22 protein-coding genes and 2 tRNA genes are annotated in these 20,431 nt (G+C 24.7%); 18 read left to right on the top strand and 6 right to left on the bottom strand.

Annotation, left to right across the window (positions count from 1 at the left end):
• Window positions 1–208: 208 nt before the first annotated feature.
• The 5 genes from AB4W74_RS01945 (at window position 209) to cgtA (ending at window position 3,507) form a co-directional block, all read left to right on the top strand.
• The gene (locus AB4W74_RS01945; RefSeq protein ID WP_367681790.1) at window positions 209–454 is read left to right on the top strand and encodes a BolA family protein; all 246 of its coding nucleotides are present in this window, start codon (window positions 209–211) and stop codon (window positions 452–454) included.
• Between the two features lie 28 nt (window positions 455–482).
• The gene (gene murA / locus AB4W74_RS01950; protein WP_367681791.1) at window positions 483–1,736 is read left to right on the top strand and encodes a UDP-N-acetylglucosamine 1-carboxyvinyltransferase; all 1,254 of its coding nucleotides are present in this window, start codon (window positions 483–485) and stop codon (window positions 1,734–1,736) included.
• A gap of 111 nt (window positions 1,737–1,847) precedes the next feature.
• Window positions 1,848–2,171, top strand: coding sequence for a 50S ribosomal protein L21 (gene rplU, locus AB4W74_RS01955; RefSeq protein WP_367681792.1), 324 nt, complete (start codon window positions 1,848–1,850; stop codon window positions 2,169–2,171).
• A 6-nt stretch (window positions 2,172–2,177) separates the two neighbouring features.
• The gene (gene rpmA / locus AB4W74_RS01960) at window positions 2,178–2,432 is read left to right on the top strand and encodes a 50S ribosomal protein L27 (protein ID WP_367681793.1); all 255 of its coding nucleotides are present in this window, start codon (window positions 2,178–2,180) and stop codon (window positions 2,430–2,432) included.
• A 73-nt stretch (window positions 2,433–2,505) separates the two neighbouring features.
• The gene (gene cgtA, locus AB4W74_RS01965) at window positions 2,506–3,507 is read left to right on the top strand and encodes an Obg family GTPase CgtA (RefSeq protein WP_367681794.1); all 1,002 of its coding nucleotides are present in this window, start codon (window positions 2,506–2,508) and stop codon (window positions 3,505–3,507) included.
• Between the two features lie 90 nt (window positions 3,508–3,597).
• Here cgtA and rpsI read toward each other — a convergent pair whose 3' ends face one another.
• Both rpsI and rplM read right to left on the bottom strand, forming a co-directional pair.
• Complete coding sequence (gene rpsI / locus AB4W74_RS01970) at window positions 3,598–3,990, bottom strand: 30S ribosomal protein S9 (RefSeq protein ID WP_367681795.1); 393 nt, start codon at window positions 3,988–3,990, stop codon at window positions 3,598–3,600.
• A gap of 17 nt (window positions 3,991–4,007) precedes the next feature.
• Window positions 4,008–4,436 carry a 50S ribosomal protein L13 gene (gene rplM, locus AB4W74_RS01975; RefSeq protein ID WP_367681796.1) on the bottom strand — a complete coding sequence of 143 codons (429 nt, stop codon included), beginning with the start codon at window positions 4,434–4,436 and terminating at the stop codon, window positions 4,008–4,010.
• Window positions 4,437–4,808: 372 nt separating this feature from the next.
• Between rplM and AB4W74_RS01980 the strand changes: the two genes are divergently transcribed.
• The 6 genes from AB4W74_RS01980 (at window position 4,809) to rplS (ending at window position 9,465) form a co-directional block, all read left to right on the top strand.
• Window positions 4,809–5,966, top strand: coding sequence for a chorismate mutase (locus tag AB4W74_RS01980; RefSeq protein WP_367681797.1), 1,158 nt, complete (start codon window positions 4,809–4,811; stop codon window positions 5,964–5,966).
• A gap of 124 nt (window positions 5,967–6,090) precedes the next feature.
• On the top strand, window positions 6,091–7,443 hold the full coding sequence (gene ffh, locus AB4W74_RS01985; protein WP_367681798.1) for a signal recognition particle protein: 1,353 nt from the start codon (window positions 6,091–6,093) through the stop codon (window positions 7,441–7,443).
• 74 nt (window positions 7,444–7,517) lie between these two features.
• Window positions 7,518–7,775: a 30S ribosomal protein S16 gene (rpsP, locus tag AB4W74_RS01990; RefSeq protein ID WP_367681799.1), complete on the top strand. Its 258-nt coding sequence runs from the start codon at window positions 7,518–7,520 to the stop codon at window positions 7,773–7,775.
• Window positions 7,769–8,302 (top strand): ribosome maturation factor RimM, encoded by a 534-nt coding sequence (rimM, locus tag AB4W74_RS01995; protein WP_367682251.1) that lies wholly within the window; start codon window positions 7,769–7,771, stop codon window positions 8,300–8,302. Before rpsP ends, rimM begins: the two co-directional genes overlap by 7 nt.
• Window positions 8,298–9,080 carry a tRNA (guanosine(37)-N1)-methyltransferase TrmD gene (trmD, locus tag AB4W74_RS02000; RefSeq protein ID WP_367682252.1) on the top strand — a complete coding sequence of 261 codons (783 nt, stop codon included), beginning with the start codon at window positions 8,298–8,300 and terminating at the stop codon, window positions 9,078–9,080. Before rimM ends, trmD begins: the two co-directional genes overlap by 5 nt.
• Before the next feature lie 37 nt (window positions 9,081–9,117).
• Entirely contained in the window at window positions 9,118–9,465 is a 348-nt protein-coding gene (rplS, locus tag AB4W74_RS02005) for a 50S ribosomal protein L19 (RefSeq protein ID WP_367681800.1), read from the top strand.
• Between the two features lie 91 nt (window positions 9,466–9,556).
• On the opposite strand, the gene tldD is transcribed toward rplS, so the two are convergent.
• Complete coding sequence (gene tldD, locus AB4W74_RS02010) at window positions 9,557–11,008, bottom strand: metalloprotease TldD (RefSeq protein ID WP_367681801.1); 1,452 nt, start codon at window positions 11,006–11,008, stop codon at window positions 9,557–9,559.
• Window positions 11,009–11,160: 152 nt separating this feature from the next.
• On the opposite strand from tldD, the gene aroQ reads away from it, so the two are divergent.
• Complete coding sequence (gene aroQ / locus AB4W74_RS02015; protein WP_367681802.1) at window positions 11,161–11,619, top strand: type II 3-dehydroquinate dehydratase; 459 nt, start codon at window positions 11,161–11,163, stop codon at window positions 11,617–11,619.
• Window positions 11,620–11,722: 103 nt separating this feature from the next.
• Here aroQ and fis read toward each other — a convergent pair whose 3' ends face one another.
• On the bottom strand, window positions 11,723–12,022 hold the full coding sequence (gene fis / locus AB4W74_RS02020) for a DNA-binding transcriptional regulator Fis (protein WP_367681803.1): 300 nt from the start codon (window positions 12,020–12,022) through the stop codon (window positions 11,723–11,725).
• Between the two features lie 133 nt (window positions 12,023–12,155).
• Complete coding sequence (rluD, locus tag AB4W74_RS02025; RefSeq protein WP_367681804.1) at window positions 12,156–13,109, bottom strand: 23S rRNA pseudouridine(1911/1915/1917) synthase RluD; 954 nt, start codon at window positions 13,107–13,109, stop codon at window positions 12,156–12,158.
• Between the two features lie 153 nt (window positions 13,110–13,262).
• On the opposite strand from rluD, the gene AB4W74_RS02030 reads away from it, so the two are divergent.
• The 6 genes from AB4W74_RS02030 to gshA all read left to right on the top strand — a co-directional run bounded on the left by AB4W74_RS02030 (window position 13,263) and on the right by gshA (window position 19,081).
• Complete coding sequence (locus tag AB4W74_RS02030) at window positions 13,263–13,997, top strand: outer membrane protein assembly factor BamD (protein ID WP_367681805.1); 735 nt, start codon at window positions 13,263–13,265, stop codon at window positions 13,995–13,997.
• Window positions 13,998–14,084: 87 nt separating this feature from the next.
• Window positions 14,085–16,718, top strand: coding sequence for an alanine--tRNA ligase (gene alaS, locus AB4W74_RS02035; RefSeq protein WP_367681806.1), 2,634 nt, complete (start codon window positions 14,085–14,087; stop codon window positions 16,716–16,718).
• 210 nt (window positions 16,719–16,928) lie between these two features.
• Window positions 16,929–17,111, top strand: a complete 183-nt coding sequence (gene csrA, locus AB4W74_RS02040; protein WP_011053910.1) for a carbon storage regulator CsrA — start codon at window positions 16,929–16,931, stop codon at window positions 17,109–17,111.
• 129 nt (window positions 17,112–17,240) lie between these two features.
• Window positions 17,241–17,333 (top strand) — tRNA-Ser (locus AB4W74_RS02045).
• A 29-nt stretch (window positions 17,334–17,362) separates the two neighbouring features.
• Window positions 17,363–17,436: transfer RNA gene (locus AB4W74_RS02050), tRNA-Arg, on the top strand.
• Window positions 17,437–17,536: 100 nt separating this feature from the next.
• Window positions 17,537–19,081 (top strand): glutamate--cysteine ligase, encoded by a 1,545-nt coding sequence (gene gshA / locus AB4W74_RS02055; protein ID WP_367681807.1) that lies wholly within the window; start codon window positions 17,537–17,539, stop codon window positions 19,079–19,081.
• Between the two features lie 92 nt (window positions 19,082–19,173).
• On the opposite strand, the gene metK is transcribed toward gshA, so the two are convergent.
• Window positions 19,174–20,313 (bottom strand): methionine adenosyltransferase, encoded by a 1,140-nt coding sequence (gene metK, locus AB4W74_RS02060; RefSeq protein WP_367681808.1) that lies wholly within the window; start codon window positions 20,311–20,313, stop codon window positions 19,174–19,176.
• Window positions 20,314–20,431: the final 118 nt, after the last annotated feature.

Below are 20,431 nucleotides of genomic sequence, written 5' to 3' on the forward strand. Positions count from 1 at the left end.
ATTTTAACAAAATATATTAAAAAAGTTATTAAACTTGATATTTTTGATACATATAAAATATTTATACAATTATAGATTTTAAGTATATATATATTATGAATATAAATACCTAATTTTAATTCAAGATATATTTTAATGTAAAAAATAAAATTTATCAAAATTTTAAAAAATTTAACGTTTTATAAAAATAATTAAAAGAAAATTAGACATGAATACAAAAAAAATAGAATTTATTCTGAAAGAACAATTAAATTTAAAAGAAGTTTATGTAACAGAAGAGAATAATCATTTTAAAATAACAGCTATAGGAGACGTGTTCAAAGGAAGTAGTCAAGTTACAAGACAAAAAATGATTTACAAACCTTTAATCAATATGATTACAAAAAATAAAATTCACGCTATATCTATAAAATCTTATACATTAAATGAATGGGAAAAAAATAATAATTTATAATTAAAATAAGATAGAGATTGGATTATAAATGAACAAATTATATATAGAAGGAAATAAACAATTAAGTGGAAATGTTAGAATTTCTGGATCTAAAAATGCAGCATTACCAATTTTATTTATGAGTATTCTAACAAAAGAAAAGGTTCAGTTAACTAATGTGCCAAAATTAACCGACATTGATACAACTATTCAATTATTAAAATATTTAGGAGCAAAGATAAAAAATAAAAAAAAAATACTCCATATTGATACAAGTTTAATAAAATCAAACTGTCCACCATATCATTTAACAAAAAAAATAAGAGCATCAATATGGCTATTAGCACCTCTTTTAATACGTTTTGGTAAAGCTAAAATATTTTTACCAGGAGGATGTAAAATAGGTTCTAGACCAATTGATTTACATATCAAAGGATTAATTGAATTAGGTGCAAACATTACTTTAGAAGATAATTATATTTTTGCTACTATCGAAAAACCTTTAATAGGAAAAAACATTTATATTCAAAAAGTTAGTGTAGGAGCAACTATTACTATTATGGGCGCAGCTGCTTTGTCTGAAGGAACAACTGTAATTGAAAACGCAGCCAGAGAACCAGAAATAATTGATATTGCAAAATTTTTAAATACTTTAGGCGCAAATATCATTGGTGCAGGTAATAATAAGATTTTCATTAAAGGCGTTTCTAGACTTTTCGGTGGTACTCATAAAGTTATACCAGATAGAATTGAAACAGGAACTTTTTTAATTGGAGCTGCAATATCTCAAGGTAATGTTATTTGTCATCAAACTGAACCCAAATTTTTAAAAAATGTACTAATAAAATTATTAGAATCAGGTGCAAAAATTAACATAGGAAAAAATTGGATTCAACTCGATATGAGGGGGAAAAAACCGAAATCTATTAATATTGCAACTTCCCCTTATCCAGGATTTCCAACAGATCTACAACCACAATTTACTTTATTAAATACGATTTCTCAAAGCGAAGGTATTACTACTGAAAATATATTTGAAAATCGTTTTATTTACGTTTCAGAATTAATTAAAATGGGCGCTCAAATAAAAATTAAAAAAAATTCTGTAATTTGCAAAGGTGTTTCTCATTTACAATCTCAAAATGTATTTTCAACTGATTTAAGAGGAGCAGCAACATTAGTTTTAGCAGGTTGTATTGCCAGTGGAATTACAATAGTCAATAATATTTATCACTTTGAAAGAGGATATGAATTATTTTCGGAAAAGTTAAATAAATTAGGAGCAAATATTAAACATATATAAAAAAATCTTTTTATTTTACAAAAATAAATTATATTTATTTAAACTAAAATAATCATTATTGATTTATAATATTTTATCAAAAAATTTAAAAAAATAAAATTGGAGTATTTCATGTATGCAGTTTTTTTAAGTGGTGGAAAACAATATCGAGTTAAAAAAAACCAAACTATTAAATTAGAAAAATTAAATTATGTGGCCGGTTCAATTATTGAATTAAAAAATGTATTAATGATTTCTAACGAAAAAAAAGTACAAATAGGTAATCCTTTCTTACCTCGTAGTACTATTAAAGCACATGTAGAAAGTCATGGAAGATTAAAAAAAATTAAAATAATAAAATTTCATCGACGCAAACACTATAAAAAACAACAAGGTCATCGTCAATACTATACTAATGTAAAAATTTTAGAAATCAACAATATTAATGGAGAATAAATAAAAATGGCACATAAGAAAGCCGGCGGATCGACAAGAAATGGACGAGATTCGCATGCTCAAAGATTAGGCGTAAAATGTTTTGGCGGAGAAATGATTTCAGCAGGTAGTATTATTGTAAGACAACGAGGAACAAAATTTCATCCTGGGAAAAATGTAGGTTGTGGAAAAGACCATACAATTTTTGCAACTATTAAAGGAAGGGTAGAATTTAAAAAAAAAGGAATTAAAAAAAGAACTTATATTAATATAGTTCAATAAAAAAATTAATCATTATAGAAAAACCCCTTTTGATAAGGGGATTTCTTTGAAAGAAAAAAATTAAGAATAAAAAATGAAATTTATTGATCACACCGTTATTCAAGTTATTGCTGGAAACGGCGGAAATGGATGTATTAATTTTAGAAGAGAAAAATATGTACCAAAAGGTGGACCAGATGGAGGAGACGGAGGTGACGGTGGAAATGTTTGGTTAGAATCCAATAAAAATTTAAATACTCTTATAGATCTTAGATTTCAAAAAATATTTCATGCTCAACACGGTGCAAACGGATCAGGAAGAAATTGTTCTGGAAAAAAAGGGAAAGATATAAAAATATATGTTCCTATTGGTACAAAAATTATTAATTATCAAACACGTGAAATCATAAGTGATTTAATTAAACACAAACAAAAAATACTAATTGCAAAAGGAGGTTGGCATGGATTAGGAAATAGCAGATTTAAATCTTCAACAAACAGATCTCCAAGAAAAAGAACACTAGGATCAATAGGAGAGAAAAGAGAGATACAACTAGAATTAGTCTTAATAGCAGATGTAGGAACATTAGGAATGCCTAATGCTGGAAAATCTACTTTAGTAAAAAATATATCTAGCGCTAAAACAAAAATTGCAGATTATCCTTTTACTACATTAAATCCTATATTAGGAAGCGTCAGCATAAATAATAAAAATTTTATTATAGCAGATATTCCTGGAATAATTAAAAATGCATCTCAAGGTTCCGGTTTAGGTATTCTTTTTCTAAAACACTTAGAAAGATGTAAAATATTACTTCATATTGTTGATGTATGTCCTCTAGACTATTCTAGTCCTATAGAAAATATGAAAATTGTTTTAAATGAACTTAAAGTATATAATAAAGAATTATATGAAAAAACTAGATGGTTAGTTTTTAATAAAGTTGATTTAATAAAAAATTCAGAAATAAAAAAAATAATTAATACAGCCAAAAAATTCCTAAAACCAGACGAAAAATTCTATTTAATTTCTGCAATTAAAAATTTAGGTATTAAAAAATTATGTTCTGATATCGTCTTACATCTGAAAAAATAATATTTTTTTAATTAAAAAATCTATTTTTTAAATTTATATAAAAAAGAACTCGGTTGATTATAAAAACCAAGTTCTTTAAAAAAATATGAGTTAACGTTTAGAAAATTGTGTTCGTTTCCGAGATTTACGAAAACCTACCTTTTTTCGTTCTACTTGTCTTGAATCACGTGTAACAAAACCAGATTTTCTTAATTCAGCACGCAAAGAATGATTATATTTTATTAAAGCACGGGTAATTCCTTGTCGAATAGCACCAGCTTGTCCAGATACACCCCCACCTTTTACAGTAATATAAATGTTAAAATTATTTATCATATCAACTAATTCTAATGGCTGACGAACAATCATACAAGAAGTTTCGCGACCAAAATAATCTTTTAAAGAACGTTTATTTACAGTTATTTCTCCATTTCCAGATCGAAGAAAAACTCTAGCGGAGGAACTTTTACGACGACCAGTCCCATAGTTTTGGATTTTAGTCATTTATTTTATACCTTTTTTTAAATATTTAAAAACTGAGGACATTGTGCTACATGATCGTGATTTTCATTAGAAAAAACTTTTAATTTTTTGAACATAGAACGACCTAGAGCTCCTTTTGGTAGCATTCCTTTAACAGCTATTTCAATAATTTTAATAGGGTTTTTAGACATCATTTCTTCAAATCTCAACTTTTTTATACCACCTATATAACCAGTGTGATGATAATAAGTTTTATTAATTCTTTTTTTTCCTGTAACTAATATTTTTGAAGCATTTAAAACTATAATATAATCACCCGTATCAAGATGAGGGGTATAATAAGCCTTATGCTTTCCTCTTAGAAAAAGAGATAATGTACTTGCAAATCTACCTAACGTTTTATTAGTAGCATCGACATAAAACCAACTTCGTTTTATATTGTTTAATTTAATTGAAAAAGTTTTCATTTTATCGTTCACTTAAAATATTAATGAATAAAGAAAATAATACTATGATTATAATTAATAAGATATAGTAAATATGTCATTGCCAACAAGACTTTCTTAAATATTTTAAAAAATTATTAATCAATACTACATATCTAATAATAAACAAGAAAAATGTATTAATTCAACTTGATTAAAAAATAAATTCCTATTTTCTAAATATCTATAATATAAATATTTTTCTATTAAAAATATAGAAAAAAATAAATAACATCATGTATTCTACATTTGCAAATTAATGTTATTTTTTTTTAAAATACATAAGTATACATATTACAAATACATTTTATTTCTAAATCATATACATTAGACATGTCACAGGTAAAATAAATTATGCCATCTAAAAATGATTTATTAAAATTTCGTAATGAAATCAATGATGTTGATAAAAAGATAGTTCAGTTGCTCGCAAAAAGAAAAAAACTCGTATTAAATATCGCAAAATCTAAAATAAAAAATAATCAACCGATAAGAGATATACAAAGAGAAAAATATTTACTAGAAAAATTAACTGATTTAGCAAAAAAAAATAACTTAGATAGTAATTACATAATACGATTATTCCAATTAATAATTGAAGAATCAGTATTAACACAAAAAGAAATATTAAAAAAATCTCGTAATGATAAAAATATAAATAGTCCCACCTTTTCTTTTCTTGGTCCCAAGGGTTCTTATTCTCAGATTGCCACCTTAAAATATGCAGAAAAACATTTTGAGAGATACATTGAGAATGCCTGTTTAAATTTTGAAGAAGTTGTAAAATCAGTTGAATGTAAAAAATCAGATTATGCTATATTACCAATAGAAAATAGCTGTTCTGGATTTATCAATGAAGTATTAAATATATTAAAAAAAACAAAATTATTTATTATTGGAGAAATTAATATTCCTATAAATCACTGCTTACTAGGAATAAAAAAAATAGAATTAAGTCAAATCCAATCAATATATAGTCACCCTCAACCATTTAAGCAATGTAGTAATTTTATAAAACAGTTTCCTAATTGGAAAATCCAATATACTAATAGTACAGCAGATGCAATGAAAAAAATTACCGAATATAAAATACAGAATAACGTTGCATTAGGAAGTGAAATTGGAGGAAAAATTTATGGACTAAAAGTATTGTATAAAAACTTAGCAAATAAAAAGAAAAATATAACAAGATTTATTTTTCTAGCAAGAAAATTTGCTACAATTTCTTCAACAGAAAAAACAAAATTAACATTAATTTTGAATATAAAGAAAGTTTCAAAAGAGCTTGATAAAATACTATTAATATTAAAAAATAAAAAAATAATTGTAAAAAAATTAACTTCTCAAAATATACACAAAAAATTATGTAAAGAAACATTTTATATTGATATTCAAGGAAATATATCATCTCCCTTAATGCAAGAAATTATTCAAAAAATACAAAAAATTACTCATTTTGTAAAAATTTTAGGTTGTTATCCAATTGAAAATACAGCACAAATCCTAAAATAAATAGTTTGTGCGAAAATATATATTATTTTATATAATAAAATTATATTAATAATAAATAAAAGATAAATGATGTTTAAATATAATTAAAAAAACTTTAACATTACTTTAAAATGAGTAAGAAAAAATGTTTAATCAATTAACTGAACGTCTTTCACAAAGTTTTCAAAAAATTATCAATAAAGGAAGACTCACAGAAAATAATATCAAAGATACTATACGAGAAGTAAGAAAAGCATTATTAGAAGCAGACGTAACACTGTCAGTAATAAAAATATTTATTAAAAATGTTACAGAAAAATCAATTGGCCATGAAATAAACAACAGTTTAACACCTGGTCAAGAATTTATAAAAATTGTAAAAAATGAATTAATTGCAGCAATGGGAGAAAAAAATAATACTTTAAATTTTTCTGTCGAACCACCTGCCGTAATGTTATTTGTTGGATTACAAGGAGTTGGAAAAACTACAACTTTAATAAAAGTTGCAAATTGGATTAAAAATAAATATAAAAAAAAAATATTAACAACATCAACTGATGTTTATCGAGCCGCTGCAATTGAACAATTAAAAATATTATCCAATCAAGCAAAAATAGATTTTTATTCATCTAACATAGATCAAACACCTAAAGATATTATCTACAAGGCAATTGAATACGCAAAATTAAAGTTATATGAAGTGTTATTGATTGATACAGCAGGACGCTTGCATATTGATAAAATAATGATGAATGAAATACATCAAATACAAATTTATTCTAAACCTATTGAAACACTTCTAGTAGTAGATTCAATGATGGGTCAAGATGCAGTAAATATGGCAAAAAAATTCAACGAATATTTATCTATATCAGGTATTATAATTACTAAAACTGATAGCGATGCTAGAAGTGGTGTCGCTTTATCAATGCGTTATATTACTGGAAAGCCAATTAAATTTGTAGGAACAGGAGAAAAAATAACACAACTAGAAACTTTTCATCCTGAAAGGATAGCAGATAGAATTTTAGGAATGAATCAAGCAATATCTTTTATTAAAGAAATTGAAGAAAAAGTAAATCAATCGCAAGTACAAAAATTAACTAAAAAATTTAGAAAAAAAGATAACTTTGATTTAAATGACTTTTTAATACAACTAAAAGAAATGGAAAAAATGGGAGGTGTAAATTATTTCATAGAAAAATTTTTAAAAAATAAATTTTTATCTAATAATTCATTGTTAGTTGAAAAGAAAAATATTACAAAAAAAATTGAATCTATTATATATTCAATGACAATGAAAGAAAGAATATGTCCAACAATTATAAAAGGTTCTAGAAAACGTAGAATTGCTTTAGGCTCTGGAACGAAAATTCAAGATATAAATCAATTATTAAAAAATTTTAATGATATACAAAGAATAATGAAAAAAATGAAAAAAGGTGGAATTGGGAATATAATTCGAAATATAAAAAATATATTACCTAAAAATTTTTAAAAAAATTAATTAATTTCGTTGAAATATATAAAACAAAAATTTTCATAAATAGATTTTTTAAAAGAGAATAAAAAATGGTAAAAATTCGATTAGCTCGATATGGCACAAAAAAACGTCCGTTTTATAAAATGGTAGTAGCAGATAGTCGATTTTCTAGAGATGGTCGATTTATAGAACGATTAGGTTATTTTAATCCTCTATCCAAAAGTAAAAATCATGAACTTAAAATAAATTTAAATCGTATTTTATATTGGAAAAAAAATGGTGCACAAATTTCAGAAAGAGCAAGAAAAATAATAAAATTATTAAATAAAAAAGAGGAAAAATTATAAATATTAATTCAAAAAAACCAAATAATCCTATTATGATAGGAAAAATAGGACGAGCCTATGGAATATTAGGTTGGATAAAAGTTTTTTCTTTTACTGAAAAAAAAGAAAAAATATTTTTTTATTTTCCATGGTTTATTCTAAAAAAAGAAAAATGGGAAACAATTCAATTTGATAAATGGAAAAAATATAAAAATAATTTTATTATACATATAAAAAATATTTCTGATAGATCAATAGTTAGCACGTTCACTAACTCAGAAATTTTTATAGAAAAAAAAATATTACCAATATTAAAAAAAAACGAATATTACTGGGATGACATTATTGGATGTGATGTATTTAATATAAAAAAAAAATATTTAGGAAAAGTAATCAATTTAATAAGAAGTCAAAATAGTGATATTTTAATCATAAAAAATTATTTACAAAAAAATATTTCAGAAAAAATAATGATCCCATTTATACATAAAAAAATTGTTTGTAATATTAATATTAAAGATAAAATTATAGTAATTATATGGAATTAAAAAAAAAACTAAAAATAATCAACAATGCAATATTAATTTAATATGGTTTTATATTATTACAATATTTCCAAAAATGTTCGATGCAATAATACATTATGGAGTTACTGGGAGGGCAATTCAAAAAAAAATTATAAATATTCAATTTTTTAATCCAAGAGATTTTTCTGATAATAAATATAAATCCGTAGATGATCGTCCTTATGGAGGAGGACCAGGCATGTTAATGAGTGTTAAACCACTTTATTTATCTATTAAAAAAGCAAAATCTTTATTACAGGATGCAATGGTAGTTTATTTGTCACCTCAAGGAAAAAAATTACATCAAAAAAAAATTTTAGAAATTATTAAAAAGAAAAAAATTATCTTTATATGTGGTCGATATGAAGGAATAGATCAAAGAATTATTGATTATCAAGTAGATGAAGAATGGTCTATAGGAGATTATGTGCTCACAGGAGGAGAGCTTGCGGCTATGGTAATAATTGATTCTATTTCTAGACTAATACCAGGTGTTATTAATAAAAAATCAGTAGAAGAAGATTCTTTTTCTCATAATTTACTTGATTATCCTCATTATACTAGACCTAAAATAATTAAAAATATGCATGTTCCAAAAATATTATTTTCAGGTGATCACGAAAAAATTAGAATATGGCGTTTAAAACAGGCGCTAGGAAAAACATGGGAAAAAAGACCTGATCTAATAAAAAATGCTAATTTAAAAAAAGAAGAAAAAATACTTTTAAACGCATTTAAAAAAAATAAAAAAGAAAAATAAAAAAATCTTTTTAATTTCTTTAAAAAAAGGAAATAACATGAATAAAATTATTCAAGAAATTGAGAAAAAACAATTAAAAAAAGATATACCTAATTTCAGACCTGGAGATACAGTTGAAGTAAAAGTATGGGTTATAGAAAGTTCAAAAAAACGTTTACAATCTTTTGAAGGAATAGTTATTTCAATAAAAAATCGATCCTTAAATTCATCCTTTACTGTACGTAAAATTTCCAATGGAGAAGGTATTGAGCGTGTATTTCAAACTCACTCTCATAGTATTGATAGTATAATAATTAAAAGAGAAGGTAAAGTTAGAAAAGCAAAATTATATTATTTAAGAACACGTACTGGGAAATCTGCTCGAATTAAAGAACGAAAAAAATAAGAACTTTAATTAATTTAAAAAAATTTAGTCATGCAGTCACGACGTTATTCTTGACTGCACCATTAAAAATTAAAGAGGATTTATTTAGAAACTAAATAGTTCCACCTACTGTTAATTGCTCTATTTTTATAGATGGTTGCCCTATTCCTACAGGAATACTTTGACCTTCTTTTCCGCACATACCCATACCTTGATCCATCTTTAAATCATCACCAACCATTGATATTTTTTGCATTACTTCTAAACCGGAACCAATAAGAGTCGTATTTTTAATTGGTGAAATAATTTTCCCTTTTTTTACTAAATAAGCTTCTGAAGTTGAAAATACAAATTGTCCAGAAGTGATATCAACTTGACCTCCAGAGAAATTAATAGCATATACTCCATAATCAATACTTTTTATAATGTCTTCTAACTTAAATTGACCTGATGTCATATAAGTATTAGTCATGCGCGGCATAGGTAAATGTGAATAAGATTCACGACGTCCATTACCAGTAGATTTCATACCCATTAAACGCGCATTAAGTTTATCTTGCATATATTTTTTTAATATTCCATTTTCAATGAGTATATTACGTTGACCTGGGACACCTTCATCATCGACATTCAATGAACCACGTTGATTTTTTATAGTTCCGTCATCAATTACAGTACATAATTCCGAAGCAACTTTTTTTTCAATCATATTAGTAAAAATTGAGGTTCCTTTTCTATTAAAATCACCTTCTAAACCATGTCCTACTGCTTCATGCAACAAAACACCAGGCCAACCAGATCCTAAGACAACTGGAAAGGTGCCAGAAGGTGCTTCTTTTGAAGAAAGATTTAAAAGAGCTATACGAACTGCTTCTTTCGTCCAATAATCAACTCTTGCTTCTCCAAGAATATCATCTTGCTTTAAAAAAAAACTATAGTTACTACGGCTACCACCTCCACTTCTACCTTTTTCTATTTTTCCTCGGTCTTCAACTACAACGCTTATAGAAAATTCAACTAATGGCCTTATGTCTGTAGCTAAATTTCCATCAGTAGAGGCAATTAAAATTTGCTCATATGAACCACTTAAACTTGCATTTACTTGTACAACTCGATCATCAATCTTATGTGCTATATGATCTACTCTGTAAAGTAAATTAATTTTTTCACTAGATGTGAATTCTGTTAACGGATTAAATGGTCGGTAAAAAGACTCCTTTTTTTGATTTAACAAAGGTTGTATTTTTAATTTTTCTTTCTTATCAAAAATACTTTTTGCTATATGAGCACTTTTTCTTACTGCATCTATAGAAATTTGATCAGAATATGAAAATCCAGTTGTTTCACCAGAAACAACTCTTACACCAATTCCTTGATCTAAATGATAGTTACCTTCTTTAATAATTCTATTTTCAATCGACCAAGATTCGATCATGCGAGATTGAAAATAAAAATCTCCATAATCTAAGCTATGAGTACATATTTCTTCTAAACAAGAAAAAATATCTTGATGATGTATTTTATTCGCAGTCAATAAAGACTCAGTAACTAATTCCAATGTCATTTGGACTCACTTTTTAGTTTAAATGTTATTTAAAAGTCATTATAAAAGATTAAATAAAAAAAATAAAAAATATTTTTTATAAAAATTGTTATATAATACTTTTAAAGAATTTAATAAAAAAATAAAAAATAATATTTTTATTGGAGTGAAATATGCACAAAAAAATTAATGTGCTACTAATTAACGGACCTAATTTAAATCTTTTAGGAAGTAGAGAAAAAGAAATTTATGGAGACGAAACCTTATATGATTTATTAGATAATTTAAAAAAAAGATCAGAAAAATTAAATATATCATTAAGCCACGTTCAATCAAATGCAGAACATGTATTAATTGAAAAAATTCACTCTTCAAAAAAAAACAATATCGATTATATTATCATCAATCCTGCAGCATTTACACATACAAGCATAGCAATTAGAGATGCATTGATTGGTATTAATATTCCATTTATTGAAATTCATATTTCTAATATTTATGCAAGAGAAGATTTTCGTTCACATTCATGGTTATCTGATATTTCTCAAGGTGTTATTACAGGATTAGGTTTTGATGGATATTACTGGGCTTTAGAAACAATATCAAAAAGATGTTGCATACAAAAAAAATAACTATTTTTTATTTAAATTTTTTTAAATCCCCTTTGCACCTTCTACTTTAAATTCTATAATACCTTTAGAAAGTGCAATAAAAAAACTTAATATTTATTTTAAATTAATTCATACCATACCTTTTTAGTTTTTTCCGTAAAGTACTTCGGTTAATACCCATAATCGAAGCAGCTCGCGTTTGGTTTCCACGCGTATGTTGCATTATTACATCTAGCAAGGGTTGTTCTAATTCAGACAACATTAATTGATATACATTATTTACATATTGAATATCATCTAAACTTGAAAAATAATGTTCTAAAGATTTTTTTATTAATGCACGTAATGATTTTTTGATAATTTTATCTTTTTTATCTTTTTCAAAAATAAATAAAAATTCTGGACCTATTAACTTATCTGACATAAAATAACCAACTTTTTATCTTATTAAATATACCTATATTATTAATCAATTTAATTTTTTAAACAATAAATCATCTTTTAAAATAAGATGATATTTTTAATTTTTAAAAACATAAAAATGATTAAAAAATATTTTATTTTCTTTTACTTAAATAAAAAAGAAGATCTTGCATATCCTGAGGTAAGGGAATAGTCCAACTCATTAAGTTTTTAGTAATAGGATGAATAAATTTAATATAATGAGCATGAAGTGCTTGACGGAAAAAACAACATTTTTCAAGATAATTTTGATCTTCTTTAAAATTTTTTAAGCCATAATTAATACCACTATATAACGGATCACCTAATATAGGATATCTAATATGTAACATATGAGTACGAATTTGATGCGTACGACCAGTTTCTAATTTTAGAATGATATGTGTATGAAATTTAAAACGATAAATTATCTTATAGTGGGTAATAGATTTTTTCCCTAATGGATGTGTCATCATACATGTTCTCTTAAGAGGGTGTCGCATTATAGGCATGTTCACAGTGCCACCTGTAATCATTTTTCCTTTTACAATAGCTTGATATTCTCTAACAATTTTTCTTTTTTTTAACAATTCTATTAACTTAACATATGAAATAATTGTTTTTGCGACAATCATTAATCCACTTGTATTTTTATCCAAACGATGCACAATACCACAACGGGGGATAGAATTAATATTTTTATAACGGTACAATAATGCATTTAAAATTGTTCCATCTTTATTCCCGGCGCCTGGATGAACAACCAAACCAGCTGGTTTATTAATAATTAATATATTATCGTCTTCATAAACAATATTTAAAAAAATATTTTGGGGTAAGTGAATAAGATTTTTTTCAAAAAGAGGATAAATAGTAATTTTTTCTCCACCTAACATTCTTTTATCCGGTTGATTTTCTACCTTTCCATTGACATAAACATTCTTCATAAGAATCCATTTTTTAAAGCAAGAACGTGAATATTGAATAAAGAGTTTAGGTAAAATTTGATCTAATCTTTTTCCAAATAAACCAATGTAAGGTACATCCGCATTTAGTTCTTTTTTGTTCAATGAAATAATCCTTAGTTTTTAATATCTATCTAATATGATATTTTATAATATGATTGTGAATTTTGTTTTACTAAAATCAGTAATTATCTATATTATTAATATATACACATCGTTTATAAAAAAATTTATTAATTTAAAGAAAAATATATCCCAATGAAGAAAAAGAAAAATTTTATATTTATTTTTATGATATTCTTTTTAAATTTTTCAGTATTATCTAATAATTTAAAAACCAACATTTTTATAGAAAATAATTATATATATAAAAAATGTAAAAAAGAATTAAAAGAAAACAAATTTAATAAAGCAATTATTAGTTTAAAAAAAATTGAAAATAATAATCTTACTAATATAAATAACGATAAAATTCAAATAAATTTAATTTATGCTTATTATAAGATTGAAAATTTTAATATGGCTGAAAAAAATATACAAAAATTTATTAAATTATATCCTAATCATCCAAATATAGACTATGTTTTTTACATACAAAGTCTAATCAATATATCTTTAGATAAAACAATATTTTATAAATTCTTGCCAATTCAAAGCTATAATAGTGATCCTATTTATGCAAATAAAGCATTTTTCCAACTTAAAAAATTTATTACTCATTATCCTAATAGTGCATATCTTATAAATGCAAAAAAAGATTTATTTTATTTAAAAAAACGTTTATCAGAATATGACTTAAAAATATTAAAATATTATTTTTTTCATGAAAAATATATTGCAGTTATCAATCGCGGAAAGGAAATACTTCAAAAATATCCAGAAACATCAGCTGCAATAAATACGCTTAAATATATGGAAAAATCTTTTTTTGAATTAAAAATTTTTGATACAGCAAAAAAAATATCTCAAATTATTTTATTAAATAAAATTTAATTTTTTTTATAAAACAGTTAATATTAATTTACTTATAAAAAAAATTTTAATAAAAACTAATTTTATTTTGAATATGTAACTAAAAACATGAAAAAAACAACAAATGAAATACGTAAAAGTTTTTTAAATTTTTTTAAAAAAAAAGGACATGTAGTAATTCCAAGTAGTTCTTTAATTCCCAAAAATGATTCTACATTGTTATTTACTAATGCAGGTATGAACCAATTTAAAGAATACTTTTTAGATCAAAAAAAAATATTTCATCCACGTATTGTTACTGCACAAAATTGTCTAAGAACTGGAGGTAAACATAATGATTTAGACAATGTAGGATATACAAAAAGACACCATACATTTTTTGAAATGTTAGGTAATTTTAGTTTTAATGATTACTTTAAAGAAGAAGCAATTAAATATGCTTGGGAATTACTAACATCAAAAAAATGGTTTAATATAAATCCGTATAAACTATGGATTTCAGTATATGAATACGATGAAGAAACATATAAAATATGGCGTAATATTATTCAAGTTCCTGCTAAAAATATTATAAAAATAGGAGATAAAAAAAATTCTCAATATGATTCTGAAAATTTTTGGCAAATGGGAGAGACTGGACCATGCGGTCCATGCACAGAAATATTTTATAAATACCATTCTAAAAAATTAGATGATCATGAGGATTTTTTTGAAAATAAAAATGAAAATTTTATAGAACTATGGAATATTGTTTTCATAGAATTTAATCGAATTTCTAAAACAAAAATACTTTCTTTAAAAAACAAATCAATAGATACAGGAATGGGTTTAGAAAGAATTTCTGCTGTATTGCAAAATGTGCATTCAAACTATAAAATTGATATTTTTCAAAATTTAATAAAAAAAATATATAAATTTGCGAATGTAAGAAATGTAAATAATATTTCTTTAAAAATAATAGCTGATCACATTAGATCTTGCGCTTTTCTTATTGCAGAAAATATCATTCCTTCTAATGAACATCGTGGATATGTTTTACGAAGAATTATTAGAAGAGCGATTAGACATGGTAATAAAATTGGAATAAAAAATCATTTTTTTTATAAATTAGTCCCTGATTTAATTGAAGTTATGGGAGATTCTGCTGAAATATTAAAAGGACAAGAAAATAAAATAAAAGAAGTGATCAAAAAAGAAGAAATACAATTTTGTCAAACATTAGAAAAAGGTTTAAAAATACTTAACATAGAAATAAATAAAAGCGAAAATAAAAAAATGTCAGGAGAAACTGCATTTTATCTCTATGATACATTAGGATTTCCTATTGAACTAACATCTGATATTTGTCGTGAAAAAAATATTGATATTGATTTTAAAGGCTATAACATAGCCAAGGAAAAACAAAAAAACAAATCTATTCAAAAAAATAAATTTTACAAAAATTACAATGAAAATATTAATATTCATGATACATGCAAATTTGAAGGTTATAAAAAATATAAAATAAAATCACTGATAAAACATATTTTCATAAAAAATTCATCAGTTCAGATCATTCAAAAAGGACAGAAAGGAACTATTTTTCTTGAAAAAACCTCTTTTTATCCCGAATCTGGTGGTCAAATAGGTGACATAGGTGAAATATATTATAAAAAATCTCGTTTTATAGTAAAACAAACAAAAAAATTTGGTGATACAATTGGACACTTTGGAGAAATAATTTCAGGTGTCATGATTATTAATAAATTTGTATATGCTAAAATTGATCAAATATATAGAAAAAATGTGCAATTAAATCATTCAGCAACACATCTACTTCATTCTGCATTGCGAGAAATATTAGGAAAAAATGTCATTCAAAAAGGTTCTTTAGTAAGTAATACACATTTACGCTTTGATTTTTCTTTTTCTGATAATATAAATTTATTAAAAATACAAAAAATTGAGAATACTGTTAACACACAAATTCGTAAAAATACAATAATTAAAATTAAAAATTTAACCCTAGAAGAAGCTAAAAAGAAAAATGCAATAGCTTTATTTGATCACAAGTATAAATCTCTTGTTCGAGTCGTATTCGTTAAAGATTTTTCCATAGAACTTTGTGGTGGTACTCATGTAAAAAGAACTGGAGATATTGGATTATTTAAAATTATATCACAATCAAATATATCTTCAGGTATTAAAAGAATTGAAGCTGTTACTGGACAAAAAGCAATTGAATATCTACATATTCAAGATAAAAAAATAAAAGATATATCTGCTATTTTAAAATCTAATAATTCCAACATAAAAGAAAAAATAGAAAAAATAATAAAAAAAGTTACATATTTAGAAATAAAAATATCAGAGTTACAACAAAAAGAAAACCTACATCAAATTAAAAAATTAATTAAAAATGTTAAATATATCAATAAAGTAAAAATATTAATTAATATTTTTCAAAATTACGATCAAAAATCACTAAGATCGATAATTGAACAATTAAAAAAAGAATTAAAAATTGCAATTATTATATTCATCAATAAAAATAGAGATAATTTTACTATTATTATCGGCATCACTAAAAATTTAACTCACTACGTAACCGCAGCAGAAATTATGGATATTTTTATTCAAAAAACAGGTGGGAAGGGAGGGGGAAAAAGTACAATTGCTGAAGGAGGAAGTATAAATATAGAAAAACTACCTAATTTTTTAATTGATATTCAATCATGGATTGATAAAAAATTAAAAAAATAGAAATTTTAAAAATTAATTTTTAAATATAACTATTTAAAATATAAATAAACATACTTATATTATGATTATTTAAAAAAAGATTTATTTATAATATAAAAATATTTTTATCTCATGATTTTTTATTAAAATATTTTGTGCTCTACATTTAATCTTTCATTTTTTATGATATAAAAAAGATGGGCCGAAATCTTTTATTTCAAGGAAAAAAGAATGCTTATTCTAACTCGTCGAGTTGGCGAAACGTTAATAATTGGCGATGAGATAACTGTAACAGTACTAGGAGTTAAAGGTAACCAAGTTCGTATTGGTGTAAATGCCCCTAAAGAAGTTTCGGTACATCGTGAAGAAATATATCAACGTATTCAAGCTGAAAAAAAACAAAAAAAAAGTTAATAGTAAATACTGCATCTTACTTTTGATTAAGTAAGATGCTTCTTATAAAAGAAAAAATTATTTTTCAAAAAAAAATTGACTTATATTAAAAAAAAAGTATCATTAAAGTAATAGAATAAATTTTAATCAGGTGAGATGGCCGAGAGGATTAAGGCGCTCCCCTGCTAAGGGAGTATGTAGAAAAAATCTGCATCGAGGGTTCAAATCCCTCTCTCACCGCCATTAAGTCATTCTATTTGTTTTTTTTAATTGCATCCGTAGCTCAGTTGGATAGAGTACTCGGCTACGAACCGAGCGGTCGGAGGTTCGAATCCTTCCGGATGCAAAAAAATATTTCTAACCAAGTAAATATAATGATATATATATATAAAAAAAATTTTTTTTAACATATCTTTTTAAATAAAAATTACATTTAGGGGAGAAAATTGATAGAGGATATCTCAAAAAAAATTGCTTGGCTAAAAAAAAGACCAATAATATTAAAAAATATTTTTCGAGGTATTGAACGTGAAACTCTAAGAATCAAAAAAAACGGACAATTTTCTGAAAATAAACACCCATATCTAATCGGTTCATCTTTAACCCATAGATGGATAACAACTGATTTTTCAGAAAATTTATTAGAGTTTGTTACACCCACCAGCAAAAATATCAATTATTTGCTAAAATTTTTACAAGACGTACATTCTTTTGTAGCATACAAAATAAAAAATGAACGTATGTGGCCATTTAGTATTCCATATAGTTATAATCAATCAACACCTATTAAAATTGCAGAATATGGACAATCTCAAATTGGAAAAATAAAAAATATTTATAGAAAAGGTTTAAAAAACAGATACGGTGATCTAATAAATACTATTTCTGGTATACATTATAATTTCTCATTACCTAAAATATTCTGGAAAAATTGGAAAAAAGATACAAAAAATTTAAATCATATGGATTATGTTTCATGTGGTTATTTAAATTTAATTCGTAATTATTACAGATTTGGTTGGGTGATTTCTTATCTTTTTGGTGCATCACCAGCAATATCAAGATATTTTTTAAAAAATAAAAAACATAAATTTAAAAAGAACAAAGAAAAAATACTATATTTGCCTTGGTCAACTTCATTGCGATTAAGTGATATGGGATATACCAAGACTTCTATTATAGATTTAAACATTTTGTTCAATGATTTAGAATCATACATAAAAAATTTAGATAAAGCGATTCATACCACATCAAAAAAATTCTCTAATATAGGAATGAAAAACGAAAAAGGCGAATTTTTACAATTAAATACAAATATTTTACAAATGGAAAGTGAATTATATACTCCAATAAGACCAAAACGAACAACTAAACCAGGTGAATCGTTTTTGCATGCTCTTAAAAATAAAGGTATTGAATATGTAGAGATACGCTCTTTAGACGTAAATCCATTTTCGCCAATAGGAATTAATAAAGATCAAATACTCATTTTAGATTTATTTCTAATTTGGTGTGCATTAATTGATGCACCTGAAATGAATAAAAGTAATATTTTACTCAATAATAAAAACTGGGAAAATATTATTTTTGAAGGAAGAAAACCAAATCAACAAATTTATATTAATAATCAATATGAAACAAAATTATTAACTGAAATAGGAGAAATAATTTTTCAAGATTTAAAAAAGATTGCTAGGATAATGGATTTTCAATCTGAAAATTTTGAATATCAAGAAGCATGTAAAAAAACTGTGCTTTTCTTTAAAAATACAGAATTAACTTATTCTGCGCAATTACTAAAAATTATAATAAAAGATGGTGCAAAGAAAACTGGATTAGACTTAGCAAATAAATATCATAATCAATTTATCAAAAAATTTCATAAAAATTCACACAAAAACATTTTAGAATGCGAAACTATACGTTCTCACAGTGAACAAAGTAAAATAGAAAATAGTGAAATTTTATCTAAGAAATTTCTCCCATGCTAAAAATTAACATGGGTAATAGTTAAAAATTAACATAACTTTTCATATATAATTGTATAAAAACATTCTATGAAGAAGATATTATTAAATAATTCCTATTGTAATAATTCATTAACTTTATCTATCTTTTCCCATGGAAATTCTTCTCTTCCAAAATGACCATAAACTGCTGTATTAAGATAAATTGGTCGTAGAAGATCAAGCATTGTAATTAATCCATAAGGACGTAAATCAAAAATATTTCGTACTAAATTAATTAAAGATTTATTGCTTATTCTTCCTGTTTTAAAGGTTTCTATCATAATTGAAGTAGGCTCTGCAATTCCAATGGCATATGATAATTGAATTTCACATCGATCAGCTAATCCCGCTGCTACAATATTTTTAGCAACATATCTCGCTGCATACGCTGCCGAACGATCTACTTTTGATGGATCCTTTCCAGAAAAGGCACCTCCTCCATGCCTAGACATGCCTCCATAGGTGTCAACAATAATTTTTCGACCTGTCAAACCACAATCTGCCATAGGACCTCCAAGAACAAATCTACCCGTAGGATTAATAAAAAATTTTGTATTCTTTTTTAACCATTTTTTTGGTAAAACTGGCTTTATAATTTCTTCCATCACAGCTTCTTTTAAAATGTTTTGAGTAACATTTTCTTTGTGCTGAGTAGAAAAAACTACTGTATCGATTCCAATTATATTTCCATTATTATATTTAAATGTGACTTGACTTTTAGCATCTGGTCTAAGCCAAGATAAAATATTTTTTTTCCTTAATTCAGATTGTTTTTTTACTAATAAATGGGCATAAGTAATTGGTGCTGGCATTAAAACTTCTGTTTCATTAGTGGCATAACCAAAAATAATTCCCTGATCTCCTGCTCCCTGTTCTAAAGGATTAAAACGATCTACTCCTTGATTAATGTCAGGTGATTGTTTACCTATAGTGCTAAGTACTGCACAAGAATTTGCATCAAAACCAGTTTCAGAATTAATATAACCAATATTATTAATAGTATTTCTAGTAATTTCTTCAACATCAACCCATGCTGTAGTTGTAATTTCACCTCCAATTAAGACCATTCCTGTTTTAACATAGGTTTCACAGGCAACTCGGGCTTTTAAATCTTGTTTAATGATTTCATCTAATAAAGCATCAGAAATTTGATCTGCAATTTTATCAGGATGTCCTTCTGAAACTGATTCTGATGTAAAGAGATATTCAGTCATTTTATTTAATTTACCTTATTTAAACTTTTAACAAATTAAAAAATATTTTTATATATAATATATGTTAATATTTCTATTTATTTTAACCTTCAATAAAATTAATACTTGATTTAAATAT

The sequence above is a fragment of the Buchnera aphidicola (Hyalopterus amygdali) genome (assembly GCF_964059015.1).
GTDB lineage: Bacteria > Pseudomonadota > Gammaproteobacteria > Enterobacterales > Enterobacteriaceae > Buchnera > Buchnera aphidicola_BN.

Bases quoted from the DNA above. Each gene is read 5' to 3' on its own strand.
- AB4W74_RS01945 (WP_367681790.1), top strand. From the start codon at position 209: ATGAATACAAAAAAAATAGAATTTATTCTGAAAGAACAATTAAATTTA.
- murA (WP_367681791.1), top strand. From the start codon at position 483: ATGAACAAATTATATATAGAAGGAAATAAACAATTAAGTGGAAATGTT.
- rplU (WP_367681792.1), top strand. From the start codon at position 1,848: ATGTATGCAGTTTTTTTAAGTGGTGGAAAACAATATCGAGTTAAAAAA.
- rpmA (WP_367681793.1), top strand. From the start codon at position 2,178: ATGGCACATAAGAAAGCCGGCGGATCGACAAGAAATGGACGAGATTCG.
- cgtA (WP_367681794.1), top strand. From the start codon at position 2,506: ATGAAATTTATTGATCACACCGTTATTCAAGTTATTGCTGGAAACGGC.
- rpsI (WP_367681795.1), bottom strand. From the start codon at position 3,990: ATGACTAAAATCCAAAACTATGGGACTGGTCGTCGTAAAAGTTCCTCC.
- rplM (WP_367681796.1), bottom strand. From the start codon at position 4,436: ATGAAAACTTTTTCAATTAAATTAAACAATATAAAACGAAGTTGGTTT.
- AB4W74_RS01980 (WP_367681797.1), top strand. From the start codon at position 4,809: ATGCCATCTAAAAATGATTTATTAAAATTTCGTAATGAAATCAATGAT.
- ffh (WP_367681798.1), top strand. From the start codon at position 6,091: ATGTTTAATCAATTAACTGAACGTCTTTCACAAAGTTTTCAAAAAATT.
- rpsP (WP_367681799.1), top strand. From the start codon at position 7,518: ATGGTAAAAATTCGATTAGCTCGATATGGCACAAAAAAACGTCCGTTT.
- rplS (WP_367681800.1), top strand. From the start codon at position 9,118: ATGAATAAAATTATTCAAGAAATTGAGAAAAAACAATTAAAAAAAGAT.
- tldD (WP_367681801.1), bottom strand. From the start codon at position 11,008: ATGACATTGGAATTAGTTACTGAGTCTTTATTGACTGCGAATAAAATA.
- aroQ (WP_367681802.1), top strand. From the start codon at position 11,161: ATGCACAAAAAAATTAATGTGCTACTAATTAACGGACCTAATTTAAAT.
- fis (WP_367681803.1), bottom strand. From the start codon at position 12,022: ATGTCAGATAAGTTAATAGGTCCAGAATTTTTATTTATTTTTGAAAAA.
- AB4W74_RS02030 (WP_367681805.1), top strand. From the start codon at position 13,263: ATGAAGAAAAAGAAAAATTTTATATTTATTTTTATGATATTCTTTTTA.
- alaS (WP_367681806.1), top strand. From the start codon at position 14,085: ATGAAAAAAACAACAAATGAAATACGTAAAAGTTTTTTAAATTTTTTT.
- csrA (WP_011053910.1), top strand. From the start codon at position 16,929: ATGCTTATTCTAACTCGTCGAGTTGGCGAAACGTTAATAATTGGCGAT.
- metK (WP_367681808.1), bottom strand. From the start codon at position 20,313: ATGACTGAATATCTCTTTACATCAGAATCAGTTTCAGAAGGACATCCT.